Origin of the sequence: Arthrobacter sp. NPDC056691 (genome assembly GCF_042791415.1) — a bacterium.
Classification (GTDB): Bacteria; Actinomycetota; Actinomycetes; order Actinomycetales; family Micrococcaceae; genus Arthrobacter.
Window position 1 is genome coordinate 75366 of record NZ_JBHTXX010000013.1, and the last position, 13589, is coordinate 88954.

The 13589-nt window shown below is 67.3% G+C and carries 9 protein-coding genes; 8 read left to right on the forward strand and 1 reads right to left on the reverse strand.

What is annotated here, in order from left to right; genetic code table 11:
- Positions 1 to 963, reverse strand: a complete 963-nt coding sequence (locus tag ACFRAU_RS12625) for a sugar-binding transcriptional regulator (RefSeq protein WP_377994264.1) — start codon at positions 961 to 963, stop codon at positions 1 to 3.
- A 139-nt stretch (positions 964 to 1102) separates the two neighbouring features.
- On the opposite strand from ACFRAU_RS12625, the gene ACFRAU_RS12630 reads away from it, so the two are divergent.
- The 8 genes from ACFRAU_RS12630 to ACFRAU_RS12665 all read left to right on the forward strand — a co-directional run bounded on the left by ACFRAU_RS12630 (position 1103) and on the right by ACFRAU_RS12665 (position 12763).
- Positions 1103 to 2878 carry a glycerol-3-phosphate dehydrogenase/oxidase gene (locus tag ACFRAU_RS12630; RefSeq protein ID WP_378000175.1) on the forward strand — a complete coding sequence of 592 codons (1776 nt, stop codon included), beginning with the start codon at positions 1103 to 1105 and terminating at the stop codon, positions 2876 to 2878.
- Between the two features lie 58 nt (positions 2879 to 2936).
- Entirely contained in the window at positions 2937 to 3683 is a 747-nt protein-coding gene (locus ACFRAU_RS12635) for an MIP/aquaporin family protein (protein ID WP_378000176.1), read from the forward strand.
- Between the two features lie 75 nt (positions 3684 to 3758).
- Positions 3759 to 5273, forward strand: coding sequence for a glycerol kinase GlpK (gene glpK, locus ACFRAU_RS12640; protein ID WP_378000177.1), 1515 nt, complete (start codon positions 3759 to 3761; stop codon positions 5271 to 5273).
- Positions 5274 to 5678: 405 nt separating this feature from the next.
- A complete protein-coding gene (leuS, locus tag ACFRAU_RS12645; RefSeq protein WP_378000203.1) occupies positions 5679 to 8210 on the forward strand; it encodes a leucine--tRNA ligase in 2532 nt (843 codons plus the stop codon).
- Between the two features lie 88 nt (positions 8211 to 8298).
- On the forward strand, positions 8299 to 9342 hold the full coding sequence (locus tag ACFRAU_RS12650) for a DegV family protein (protein ID WP_378000178.1): 1044 nt from the start codon (positions 8299 to 8301) through the stop codon (positions 9340 to 9342).
- A 330-nt stretch (positions 9343 to 9672) separates the two neighbouring features.
- On the forward strand, positions 9673 to 11181 hold the full coding sequence (locus ACFRAU_RS12655) for a DUF222 domain-containing protein (RefSeq protein ID WP_378000179.1): 1509 nt from the start codon (positions 9673 to 9675) through the stop codon (positions 11179 to 11181).
- 230 nt (positions 11182 to 11411) lie between these two features.
- The gene (locus ACFRAU_RS12660) at positions 11412 to 11597 is read left to right on the forward strand and encodes a hypothetical protein (protein ID WP_307103089.1); all 186 of its coding nucleotides are present in this window, start codon (positions 11412 to 11414) and stop codon (positions 11595 to 11597) included.
- A 368-nt stretch (positions 11598 to 11965) separates the two neighbouring features.
- On the forward strand, positions 11966 to 12763 hold the full coding sequence (locus ACFRAU_RS12665; protein ID WP_378000180.1) for a helix-hairpin-helix domain-containing protein: 798 nt from the start codon (positions 11966 to 11968) through the stop codon (positions 12761 to 12763).
- The last annotated feature ends 826 nt before the right edge of the window (positions 12764 to 13589 follow it).

The window sequence follows — 13589 nt, forward strand, 5'->3', positions numbered from 1 at the left end:
TTAAGTCCCGCCCTCGAAGCTGACCAGACGCCGGGCCGAGGCCTCATCGAGGATCAGGTCAGTGGCCAGCCCTGCCACCAGCGCCCCGCGCAGGCCGTTGATCTTGGACGCGCCGGATACCACGCAGATCCGCCGGCGCACCTGCCGGAGCTGGTCGAGCGAAGGTCCCGTGGAGCGTTCGTTCAGGGTGATGCCGTCGGAGGAGCCGTCGCCGCGGAAGAAGACAGTGGCCACGTCCCCGACGACGTCGGACTTTGCCAGGGTGACCAGGTCGTCCTCGTCGAGGTAGCCGCCGGCGTACACGTGGCTGGGGTAATCGGCGTCCACCGAGCCCACGCCAAAGATCGCGATGCTCATGCGGGACTGCAGGTCCAGGATGCGCTGCACGCTCCGCTCATTCCACATCGCGGTCTTCGTTGCCGCGTGGTCGAAGAAGGCCGGCACGGGAAACTGTTCAACCCGCGCCCCGTAGGCGCTGCCGAAGCGCCGCATGATGTCGCTCGCGTAGGTGATGCCGGTGGTCTGCATATTGCCCGCACCGTTCAGCTGCACCACCACGCTGTCGTGGGTGATCTTGCGCGTCAGGTGCCGGCTCACCGCGCTGAGAGTAGAGCCCCAGGCCACGCCGATGATGGCGTTGGAGTCCACCAGCGGGCCGATGGTGCGCGCTGCCTGCATGGCCACGCGGTCCAGCGTCTCGGCCTCATTCAGGGTGTCCAGGACGGGCACCACGTGCACATCCACCTTGTACTGCGCCCGGATCAGCCGCTCCAATTCAGGTCCCGTGTCGAGCGGACTCCGGATCTGGATCTGCACCAGGCCCGTTTCGCGGGCCGTTGAAAGCAGCCGGGAAACCGTGGAACGGGAGGTCCGCAATTCCCGGGCGATGGCGTCCATGGTGAGGTCCTGCATGTAGTACAGCTGGGCGGCGCGGAGCGCGTCGGAGTGCCGGGGGCGGGGCATGCAGCATTCCCTTCTGCACGTTTGTGCATAGTGCTTGACGTTATTTTCCAATAGTTCAAACAATAGTGGTGAACGGTCCCGCACCAATCGGTGCGCCGCCTGCAACAAGCCTTTCCGAACCAAACCCAAAGGAGCAGATTTGGGACTCAAGGATTCATCCGGCCATACCACCAGCGCCACCGTCCCCGGTGCGGAGCGCGCGTCCGTCTCCGGGCTGCGCCAGCGGCCCAACGCCCGGGTCCTGATCATCGGTGGCGGCATCAACGGCGTCGGAACATTCCGTGACCTCGCGCTGCAGGGCGTCGATGTGGCGCTGGTGGAACGCGGCGACTACTGCCAGGGCGCCAGCGGCGCCTCGTCGCACATGATCCACGGTGGCATCCGCTACCTGGAAAACGGCGAATTCCGGCTGGTCCGGGAATCTGTCGTTGAGCGCAACAGGCTCCTGCGGATCGCGCCCCATTACGTGAAGCCGCTGCAGACCACCATTCCGATCTTCAGCACATTCTCCGGCGTTCTGGCCGCACCCCTCCGGTTCCTGACGCACAAGCAGCAGGGCAGGCCCAAGGAGCGCGGCGCGTTCCTGATCAAGCTGGGACTCAGCCTCTATGACTCCTTCTCCCGCGACGGCGGCAGCGTCCCGCGCCACCAGTTCCGCTCACGGCACAAGGCGCTGGCCGAGCTCCCGATGCTGCACCCCGGCGTCAAATACACCGCGACGTACTTCGACGCGTCCGTGCACAACCCGGAGCGCCTCACTCTTGACGTCCTGCAGGACGGTGAGAAGGCGGGCGGACGGGCCAGCAACTACCTGTCCCTGATGTCCGTCAGGTCCAACGCGGACGGTTCCAGCACCGCGGTTCTCCGTGACCAACTCACTGGCGGGGAGTTCGGCTTCACCGCGGACGTCATCGTCAACACCACCGGCGCGTGGGTGGACCTCACCAACCAGGCCATGGGTACCCCCACCACCTTCATGGGCGGGACCAAGGGCTCACACATCGTCCTTGACAACCCTGGCCTGCTCGCTGCCTGCGACGGACGCGAGATCTTCTTCGAACACACCGACGGCCGGATCGTGCTGATCTATCCCATGGGTGACCGCGTGCTGGTAGGAACCACCGACGTCGACGCCGACATGTCGGAGGACGCCGTCTGCACGGACGAGGAAATCGACTACTTCTTCGACCTCATTGGCCACGTGTTCCCGGACATAGCCGTGAACCGCGGCCAGATCGTCTACACGTTCTCGGGCGTGCGTCCGCTCCCGCGGCACGACGCCACTCAGCCGGGGTTCGTTTCGCGGGACTACCGCATCGAGCGCCGCGCTGCCGAACCAGAGGCCCCGGAGGGCGGCGGCGCCGTCGTGCTCAGCCTGGTGGGCGGAAAATGGACCACGTTCCGTGCCCTCGCCGAACACCTGGCCGACGACGTCCTCGCTGAACTGGGAACGCAACGGAAAATTTCGACGGCGAAGCTCGCCATCGGCGGCGGCTCCGGGTTCCCGGAGGGCGAAGCCGGGATCCAGAAGTGGATCAAGGCGCACATGACAGCCACCCGCGACGCCGACCGGACGGCCGGCCTCCTCACCAGGTATGGCACCCGCGCCGAGGCCGTCATCAGCTATCTCGACGCCGGCCCCGACAGCCTGCTGCGCTCCACCCGTGAACTGAGCGTCAGGGAACTGCACTTCATGGCGTCCCACGAACAGATCGGCCACCTCGTGGACGTCCTGATCCGGCGTACATCGCTCGCCTTCCGCGGCCTGGTCACCGGGGAACTGCTGAACGAGGTTGCCGAGGCCTTGGCCGGCCCGCTCGGCTGGGATGCGGCAGGGGTTGCCGCCGAGATCAACCACGCGCAGGATGTGCTCAAGCGGTACCACGGCGTCGAAGTCCACAGCCTCGTCGCCTAGCGGGAAACCGTCCTTCAAACAAGCGAAGGACTGACAACAGAAAATAGAGGAGTCAAAGATGTCTCTTGGATTGGTTTTTCTTTCCGAAGTGTTCGGGACCGCGATGCTGACCCTGCTGGGTTGTGGCGTGGTGGCCAACGTTGCGCTCAAAGGCACGAAGGGCAACAACGGAGGATTCCTGATGGTCACCTGGGGATGGGGCATCGCCGTCTTCGCCGGTGTCTACGTCGCTGCCAGGTCCGGCTCGCACCTGAATCCGGCCGTCACGCTGGGGCTCCTGGTCAACGGCAAGGCCGAATACGCCCCCGGGGTTCCGGTGGACTTTGCCTCCACGCTGACATACTTCGGCGGCGAGCTCACCGGCGCATTCCTGGGCGCCGTGGTCACCTGGCTGGCGCACAAGCAGCACTTCGACGCCGAACCCGAGCCCGCGAACAAACTCGGCGTTTTCTCCACCGGCCCGGCGATCCGCTCCACGCCCTGGAACCTGATCACGGAGATCATCGGCACGTTTGTGCTGGTCTTCGTCATCCTCACCTTCGGCGGAACGCCGTCGGGGCTCGGCCCGCTGGCAGTGGCGCTCCTCGTCGTCGGCATCGGTGTCTCGCTGGGCGGACCCACCGGGTACGCCATCAACCCCGCGCGTGACCTCGGGCCGCGCATCGCCCACGCGGTCCTGCCCATCAAGGGCAAGGGATCCAGCGACTGGAGCTACTCCTGGATCCCGGTGGTCGGCCCGCTTATCGGCGGTACCCTGGCCGGCCTCGTGGGGCTGCTGCCCATCGTGTTCACTGCCGCCACCTGAGCCGCGGCACCGTTTTCGAAACCACATCCATAACCACATCTGTTCAAACGCAAGCACAACGACAAGGACGTCATCATGAGCCAATACGTAATCGCCGTCGACCAGGGCACCACCAGCACCCGCGCCATCGTCTTTGACCAGAGCGGCAGCATCGTCTCCTCAGGCCAGATGGAACACGAGCAGATTTTCCCGCAAGCCGGCTGGGTGGAGCACAATCCCACGGAGATCTGGGACAACACCCGCGAGGTCATCGGCTCCGCCCTGTCAAAGGCGAACCTGACCCGGCACGACATCGCCGCCGTCGGAATCACCAACCAGCGCGAGACGGCCGTGGTCTGGGACAAGACCACCGGCAAGCCGATCTACAACGCGATCGTGTGGCAGGACACCCGGACCCAGCCCATCGTCGACGAACTGGCGAAGGACGGGGGAGCGGACCGGTTCAAACAGAAGGTGGGGCTGCCGCTGGCCACGTACTTCTCCGGAACCAAAATCAAGTGGATCCTGGACAACGTCGACGGCGCGCGGGAAAAGGCCGAGGCCGGGGACCTGGTCTTCGGCAACACCGACTGCTGGGTGCTGTGGAACCTCACCGGTGGCGTGGACGGCGGCGTCCACGTCACCGACGTCACCAACGCCTCGAGGACCATGTTCATGGACCTCGACACGCTGCAGTGGGACGAGGAGATCCTGGGGATCTTTGGTGTTCCGGCGTCCATGATGCCCGCCATCAAGTCCTCCTCCGAGGTCTACGGCACGGTCCACACCTCGCAGCTGCTGCGGGAGGTTCCGGTGGCCGGCATCCTCGGCGACCAGCAGGCAGCCACCTTCGGCCAGGCGGCGTTCGAGACCGGTGAGGCGAAGAACACCTACGGCACCGGGTGCTTCCTCATCTTCAACACGGGCGAGGAGATCGTGCACTCCAAGAACGGCCTGCTGACCACCGTCGGCTACAAGCTGGGTGACGCGGCACCGCACTACGCGCTCGAAGGGTCGATCGCCGTCACCGGGTCGCTCATCCAGTGGCTGCGCGACAACCTGAACATGATCAGCAGCGCCCCCGAGGTGGAGTCGCTCGCCGCATCGGTCGAGGACAACGGCGGCGTGTATATCGTCCCGGCGTTTTCCGGGCTCTTCGCGCCGTACTGGCGCTCGGACGCGCGCGGCGCCATCGTGGGCCTGACCAGGTTCGTCAACAAGAGCCACATCGCCAGGGCCGCGCTCGAGGCCACCGCCTTCCAGACCCGCGAGGTGCTGGATGCCGTCAACGCCGACTCCGGCGTTCCGCTCACGGAACTGAAGGTCGACGGCGGCATGGTCGCCAACGATGCCCTCATGCAGTTCCAGGCGGACATCCTCGGCGTTCCGGTCATCCGTCCGAAGGTGGTGGAAACCACGGCGCTGGGCGCCGCGTACGCGGCCGGCCTCGCCGTCGGCTTCTGGAAGGACCTCGGCGAGCTGTCCGCCAACTGGTCCGAGGACAAGCGCTGGGAGCCGAACCTGGATTCGGGGGAGCGGGAACGGCAGCTGCGGCTCTGGAAGAAGGCCGTCACCAAGTCCATGGACTGGGTCGACGAGGACGTGAGGTAGCCAGCCCGCTTCAGAGAGGAGGCCGCACCCGCCCGCCCGTCCCTGGCCGCTCCCTGACAGTCGCAAGCTCGTGTCGGGGCCCTCGCGGCCAGGGGCCCCCGCGAGCTGCCCACCACACCCTGGCGGGGTGCGCCCTCCTCTCTTCCGCTGCGTCTGCTACTCAGCCGCTCCTGGCGACTGGGCTGGGAGTGCCGGGAGGGGGATGCCGGTGCGCTAAAGTGGTTGTATGCGTGCGATCCTTCTGCTTAGCTAGCCGCTTGGTATCCCGAACAAATACGGATAATCGAGCGGCCGCCCCTCCATGTCGAGGGGCTTTTGTGTGTCCGGGGAGACCTTCCCGGCGGGCGGCGGGGATCAGACCGTTGTGACAGGACAGAGGTCATGACAGAACAGAAGAGGGCAGCAGTGAGCGTTCAGCCGGAGACCGAAACCGAAACCGGAACAGCAGCAGGTGGTGCGGAGGCGCCCGAAGAGGGCGCGTACAGCTTCGCGGCGATGGAGGCCCGGTGGCCGCAGGTGTGGGAAGACCTGAAGGTGTTCACCCCCGCCGACGACGGATCCCGGGAGCGCCGTTACGTCCTGGACATGTTCCCCTACCCGTCCGGCGATCTCCACATGGGCCACGCTGAGGCGTTTGCCATGGGCGACGTGGTGGCGCGCTACCTGCGCCAGCAGGGCTACGACGTGCTGCACCCGATCGGCTGGGACTCGTTCGGCCTCCCGGCGGAAAACGCGGCAATCAAGCGCAACGCCCACCCGAGCGAGTGGACCTACGCCAACATCGACACGCAGGCCGCGTCCTTCAAGCGTTACGCCATCTCCGCTGACTGGTCCCGCCGGCTGCACACGTCCGATCCGGAGTACTACCGCTGGACGCAGTGGCTGTTCAAGCGCTTCTATGAGCGCGGCCTCGCTTACCGCAAGGACTCGCCGGTCAACTGGTGCCCCAAGGACCTGACCGTGCTGGCCAACGAGCAGGTAGTCAACGGCGCCTGCGAACGCTGCGGCACGGCCGTGACCAAGAAGTCGCTGAACCAGTGGTACTTCAAGATCACCGACTATGCAGACCGGCTGCTGGACGACATGTCCGAGCTGCAGGGACACTGGCCCGAGCGGGTACTGGCCATGCAGCGGAACTGGATCGGCCGCTCGGAAGGCGCGCATGTCCGCTTCGTGATCGAGGCGTCTGACGGACGTGCCGAGCGCGAGGTCACCGTCTTCACCACCCGTCCGGACACCCTGTACGGCGCCACCTTCTTTGTGGTTGCCGCGGACGCTCACCTGGCCCTCGACCTGGTCACCCCTGAACACCACGACTCCCTCATGGCCTACCGTGAAAAGGTCAAGGCCCTGTCGGACATCGAACGCCAGTCCACCGAACGCGAAAAGACCGGCGTGTTCACCGGCCGCTACGCCATCAATCCGCTGAACGGTGAAAAGCTGCCTGTCTGGGCGGCGGACTACGTCCTGGCCGATTACGGCACCGGCGCCATCATGGCCGTCCCGGCCCATGACCAGCGCGACCTCGACTTCGCCAAGGAGTTCGGCCTGCCGGTGCGCGCGGTGCTGGACACCGGCGAGGAGGATCCGGCCGTCTCGGGTAAGGCAACGTCGGGGGAGGGCACGCTGATCAACTCCGGCTCGCTGGACGGGCTGCCCAAGGGCGATGCCATTCCCGAAGCCATCAGGATCCTCGAGCAGCAGGGCACCGGAGAGAAGTTCGTGAACTTCCGCCTGCGCGACTGGCTCCTGAGCCGCCAGCGCTTCTGGGGCACCCCGATCCCCATCATCCACTGCGCCGAGTGCGGCGAAGTGCCTGTACCCGATGAGCAGCTGCCGGTGACGCTTCCCGAGGACCTGCGCGGCGAGGCGCTGTCACCGAGGGGCACCTCGCCCCTGGCCGCGGCCGCCGAATGGGTCAATGTCGAGTGCCCGAACTGCGGACGTGCAGCGCAGCGGGACACCGACACCATGGACACCTTCGTGGACTCGTCCTGGTACTTCCTGCGCTTCGTCTCGCCCCACTACACCGACGGTCCGTTCGACCTCACAAAGATCAACGACTGGATGCCGGTGGGGCAGTACGTCGGCGGCGTCGAGCACGCCATCCTGCACCTGCTCTACGCCCGCTTCTTCACCAAGGTCATTCATGACATGGGCCTGCTGGCCGCGGACGAGCCCTTCAGTGCACTGCTGAACCAGGGCCAGGTGCTCAACGGCGGCAAGGCCATGAGCAAGTCGCTGGGCAACGGTGTTGACCTGGGCGAGCAGCTGGACAAGTTCGGCGTCGACGCCGTCCGGCTCACCATGATCTTCGCCTCCCCGCCCGAGGACGACGTCGACTGGGCGGACGTTTCGCCGTCGGGCTCCGCGAAGTTCCTGGCCCGCGCCTGGCGGCTCGGCCAGGACGTGTCCAGCGCCCCCGGTGTTGACTTCAGCACCGGTGACCGCACGCTGCGCTCGGTCACGCACCGGACCATCGCAGACGCCGTGGAGCTGCTGGACAACAACAAGTTCAACGTCGTGGTGGCCAAGCTGATGGAGCTGGTCAACGCCACACGGAAGACTATCGATTCCGGTGCCGGCGGCGCCGATCCGGCCGTCCGTGAAGCCACCGAAGCGGTGGCCGTCATCCTGAGCCTCTTTGCGCCCTACACGGCGGAAGACCTGTGGAACGTCCTGGGGCACCCGGCGTCGGTGGCCAACGCCGGCTGGCCTTCGCATGACGAGGCCCTGCTGGTGCAGGAGACCATCACAGCGGTGGTCCAGGTCCAGGGCAAGGTCAGGGACCGGCTCGAGGTCTCGCCGGCCATCTCCGAGGACGAGCTGCGCGAGCTTGCGATGGCCTCTGAGAACGTTCAGCGCGCCCTCGATGGCCGGGGCATCCGTACCGTCATTGTGCGGGCACCTAAACTGGTGAACATCGTCCCGGCCTAGCAGGGCGACTGGATAGCAGGACTGACTGATTGGCCGCGTCCGGCCGCCGGCACTGCCGGCGGCCGGACACAACCGCAGGGGGTGCGCCGTGATTGACCGAGAGCCGGCAGCCTGGCTGTGGTTAAAGGAGCACCTGGTCCGCCTCCGCCAGGCCACCAGGCCTGGCCAGGTCCCGCCTACGGGTGAGCCCGCCGTCGTCGTGCGCACCGCCGTGGTGACCGACTCCGCCGCCGCCCTGCCCGCCGACTGGGTCCGGGCTTTTTCCATCAACGGCCGGCTGGCCGTCATCCCCATGCCCGTCATGGTGGGCGAGGAGATCTACGGCGAAGGCGAGGACGACATCGCCGGGACCATCGCCGTGGCCCTGGCCGCCGCGACGCCGGTCAAGACGTCCCGGCCGTCACCGGGCCAGTTTGAGCAGGCCTACCTTGCCGCCGAACGGCAGGGCTTTGAGTCCGTCGTATCCATCCATATTTCCGGTGGCCTATCCGGCACCGCCGATGCCGCACGCCTCGCTGCCGGCCGGGTGAAAATACCCGTGGAGGTGCTGGACACCCGCACCGTGGGAATGGCGCAGGGGCTGGCCGTCCAGAGTGCAGTGGTGGCAGCGGCGGACGGCCGCGGTGCCGGCGAAGTGCGCCGGCTCGCCGAGGAACGCGCGGCAAGGTCCAAGGTGTATTTCTACGTGCCCAGCCTGGAGCAGCTGCGGCGCGGCGGACGTATCGGCGCCGCGGCCTCGCTCGTCGGGGCCATGCTGGCCATCAAGCCGATTCTCGCGGTCGACGACGGCAAGATCGTTCCGCTGGAGAAGGTCCGGTCTGCGGCGAAAGCCATCGCCCGGCTTGAAGAGATCGTGGTGGCGGAGGCCGCGGGCCGGCCACGGGGGGAGGCCCGGCTGGCCATCCACCACTTCGGCAACCGGCCCGAGGCCGAGATGCTCGCGGCCCGGCTGGCGGCGAAGCTCCCGGCTCTTCCACCGGCACAGATCAGCTCGCTGCCTGCCGTCTTGGCAGCCCACGCCGGGCTTGGCGTTCTCGCCGTGATCGTTGGGGAGAGCAGCTCGTCCGTGGCCGGTTGCCTCGCCGCCCCCTCGAAGGCAGCCGGCGCCAGTGGTACTGAGGCCTCCACCTAACCGCTCGCAAGCATCGGCCTGCCCTTTCCGATGTGCTGTCTGGGCGCCAAACGGGATCCAGCGCCGTGCAGCGCGTGGTGCATCCGGGCCACTTCTGTGGAGCGGCGTTTTTGTCATAGCCCCCTGTCATGCTGTGGGTATGGGAAACAGTGTGGCTGCTGCGGAGGTGTTGGAGGCTATTGGTGCCTCTGCCTTAGCGCTGGCCGCCGAGTTGCGCAGACTGCTGGCGCGGCTGTCCTTGATCCTGCCCCGGCGGGCGCTGATCCGCTGCCGCATCACGCAGACCCACTTGGGGAGCAGGCGGCTGCGTTCCTGGACGGCCTGACGAAAGTGGCCGGGTTGGAAGCCCGGCTTGCGGCGGTGAAGGTGCACCTCGCTACCGGATACGTCACCGCGGACGCGGCCATGGCGCCCCCGGCTCAGAAGCCGCAGGACCGTACCGTGCGGCAGATGTCCGTGACGGCGGAGGTGGCCGGCGCGCTGACCATCAGCGAAGGAGCGGCAGCGCGGCTGCTGGTTGAATCGAGCATGCTGAGCACGGATCTGCCGCTGACGCTGGCCGCGCTGGGGTCCGGAAGTCTGTCCTGGCAGCACGGGCGGGTCATGTGCGATGAAACCGACGGGCTGGATCGGGCGGCCGCGGCGGCGTTGGAAGCGCACTTCCTGGATCCGGACGCGCCGGGGTTTGCACGGGGTTGCCCGGCGGGGGAGCTGACCCCGGCGAGGTTCCGCGCCAAGGCACGGTATTGGCGGGAACGGCACCACCAGGACAACATCGAAACCCGCCACCGCAACAGTGCGAAGGACCGGCGCCTGGAGTACGTCCCGGCCCGGGATGGCATGGCCTGGCTCTCGGCGTTCCTGCCCGCGGACCAGGCCGCCGGGATCTGGAACCGCTCCACCGCCGCCGCACGCGCAGCCCAGGGCCCGACCGAGACCCGGACCCTGAGCCAGCTGCGGGCCGATGTCTTTTCCACCGGCATGCTCGGTCCCGTTTCGGGGATTGATGGCACGGGCGCAGCATTCTTCGCCGGCCCGGTGCCCGCAGGTGTTGGGGCCGCAGGTGTTGGGGCCGCGAGTCTTGGGGCCGCGGGGGACGGGCCCGCTGCTGATGGGGCGGCTCGTGGTGTGCCGGTGGGTGATGTGCCGTCCCCGAGGGCGCAGGTCCTGGTCACGGTTCCGGTGTTTTCGCGGCTCGGACTGACCGAGGAACCGGCCACACTGGACGGGTACGGGCCGGTCCCGCCGTCGATGGCCCGCCGGCTTGTCGCCGACGGCGGAACCTCGTTCCTGCGCGTGCTGACGGATCCGCGGGACGGGGCTCCGCTGGAGATCGGACGCACCAGCTACCGGCTCACCAAACCGATGCGTCAATGGCTGCGGCTGCGCGATGCGCGGTGCACGTTCCCGGGCTGCAACAACCACTCCCTGGACAACGACGCCGACCACATCCTGGCCTGGGCAGCCGGCGGCGGCACCGGCGTCGCCAATCTTGGCCAGCCCTGCCCGAAGCATCACCGCCTGAAACACACGACGGCGTGGAGACCGGTCGGCGCCACCAGGGAGAGCCCGCCCGGCTGGATCTCACCCGCGGGTCGGTCCTACCCGGCCGAATACCAGGACTGGGAACCACCCCACTGGCCGGAGGCGCAAGCCTGGTCGGTGCCGCCGCCCGGCCAAGACTTGCGGGAACCGCCACTCAGCGAAGACTCTCCGGAACCCGCCGGACTGGCACGCCCCACCGGATCGTCCAGACGTGCCCGACTGCTTCGACGAATTCGAGGGCTGCCCAGGCCTGGGCGGTTACCAGTGCCCCGAACCTTCGGAAGCTCCAGATGACATTGACGGTGGTGAGAGCTCGACGGCCTTCGACGGCGTTGAACCACCGCTGCCGGAGGATCCGTGGCCCTGCTGGTCATCGTCAGCAGCAGCCTAAGAGGACGCCTGCCTTGTCAGGCCCGCGGCCCCAACACCCCGGCAGGCGGGGCATCCAAACTGTTGCCGCATGCCACGGCTAGCAGTGTCTGCTCGCCGGTAGTACAGTCTCCCCACCGAGCAAGGAGGCTCCCATGTCCATGCAAGTCCACCACGTCGCCCAGCTGGACCGGGATGTGGCCGACGAAGTCACAAAATGGCTGAAGTACCTGAAGGGCCAGGTGACCAGCGTCCAGTTCCTCACCACCACCATTCCTGATCCCAAGGAGCCGGAGAAGTGGCGTGTGCAGTACGAGGCGTACATCACCTACCAGCGGTAACGGCGCTGTGCACATGGCGCAATCCACATAGGGCATCACGGGACTGTCGGAAGGACTGACCGTTTCCTAGCGTGGTGAATATGTCACGCCGGACCGCTGGAGCCTCAGCCAGTGCTCAGCCGCGCGCTGGCGAGAGACGCCCAGGCGAGGGGCGCTCCAGGAGTGGACTTGGCTCCGTGCAGGCGAGTTCAACAGATGGGCGGGCGGCCAGAAGGCTCGCCGCCACACTCGGACCGCCTACCACGTCCTGCCCTACCGGTGATGGAGAGCCCACACTGCAGCCGGACGGTGGCACCACGGGACTGCTGGACGCGGGAACGGCAGGCGGCTTTACCTATGGCCGCCAAGCCGGTTCCGCCGGGTCTGCGGTGCCAGGCGAAGTAGCCGAACCTCGGTTCCGGTGGCGCCTGGGCATCCGTGCAGCGGCATTGGTGAGCGTGCTGTCGCTGATTGCGGGGGCCTTGATCTGGTGGCAGGTGGCTGCCAACGGACCCGAAGTCCTTCCGCTCAGCACCGTGACCCACGGTGGGGCCGAGAATCCGGCCGCCGGTCCCTCTGACCAGGGGAGCAAGCCGGACAGCGGCGGCCCGGACAGCAGTGCGCCGGACAGTGACGGGAACGATTCCCACGGGAAAGATGCCGACGGGACAAACAGTGAGGGGGCGGCCGGGATTGTCGTGGTGCATGTTGCCGGAGCCGTGAAGAAGGCCGGAGTAGTCCGGCTCCAGCGGGGAAGCAGGGTACATCAGGCCATCGCCGCCGCCGGGGGAGCCCGCCCAGAGGCCGACCTCGATCGCCTCAACCTCGCTTCCCTCTTGGAAGATGGCCAGAAAATCTACGTACCACGCCGCGGTGAGCCGTCGCCGGCCGGCACGTCCGGTGCTGCACCAGCTGACAAATCCGCCCCGGCCGGCACATCAGGATCGGCCGTCGAAGCCGATGGAAACGGCGGGTCTGCAGGCGACGGTGCCGGCGGCAAGATCAACCTCAACACCGCCACCGTGGAAGAACTCGGCGAGTTGCCGAGGGTTGGGCCGGTGCTGGCCCAGCGCATCGTCGACTGGCGCACACAGCAGGGCCCCTTCAAGTCCCCTGAGGAACTGGACGCCGTCGACGGAGTCGGCCCCAAAATGCTGGAAACGTTGCTCCCGCTGGTGACCGTCTGACATGGAGGGCAGGAACGGACGACCGCCCAGCCGATGGCACCGCTATGTCCAGGCGGCCGTGGACTTCCCAAGGGCCGACTCGGCGCCCGCTGATTCCGGCTCCGGCGATGCTGCCCCTGCTGAATCCCTACCGTCACAGCCGCCGTCCCGTCCGATGCCAGGGGGTGCCCTCGCCCAGAAGATCCGCGCCGACATCCGCCGTCGGTTGCTGCCGGACGGACAGGACACGGCCGCAGCCGAACCGAACCGGCGCCGGACCGACCTTCGCCTCGCCCCGGCCGCACTGCTCGTGTGGGCGGCGACCGTCTCGGGCCCATGGCTGACACCGGGCATCCTTTTGCTTGTGTGGGGCAGTCTCGCCGCGTGCGCCGGAGTGCTGCTCGCCATGCTTCTGCGGAGGAAGAAGACCGGAGGACACTGGCGGCGCAGTTTCCTGACCACCCTGACGGCAGCACTCATGCTTGCCGCAGCATCAACTGCCCATTCTGCAGTGTCGGCGGCCCAGCGCCACGACGAACACATGGCAGGACTGATCGCCGCGCGTGCATCAGTTGTGGCGGAAGCCGAGATCACCGGAGCCCCGCGAGCCCTCAAGACGCCTGGCCCCTCTGGGCGTGCCGAACGCTGGGCTGTCGGGGCGATAGCCCGGTCATTGACGTCGGGAGGTCAGGTTACACATGCCCATCTGCCGGTGGTTATCATCGGCGGCCAGGAGTGGCAGCGCGTCGGTGCCGGCCAGCTGCTCCGGGTCACGGGAAAGCTCCGGCCTCCGGACGCCGGCCGGGTGGAAGCGGCGATGTTGAGTGCGTCATCACCGCCCGTCCGG

Bases quoted from the DNA above. Each gene is read 5' to 3' on its own strand.
- ACFRAU_RS12625 (WP_377994264.1), bottom strand. From the start codon at position 963: ATGCCCCGCCCCCGGCACTCCGACGCGCTCCGCGCCGCCCAGCTGTAC.
- ACFRAU_RS12635 (WP_378000176.1), top strand. From the start codon at position 2,937: ATGTCTCTTGGATTGGTTTTTCTTTCCGAAGTGTTCGGGACCGCGATG.
- ACFRAU_RS12660 (WP_307103089.1), top strand. From the start codon at position 11,412: ATGTCCATGCAAGTCCACCACGTCGCCCAGCTGGACCGGGATGTGGCC.
- glpK (WP_378000177.1), top strand. From the start codon at position 3,759: ATGAGCCAATACGTAATCGCCGTCGACCAGGGCACCACCAGCACCCGC.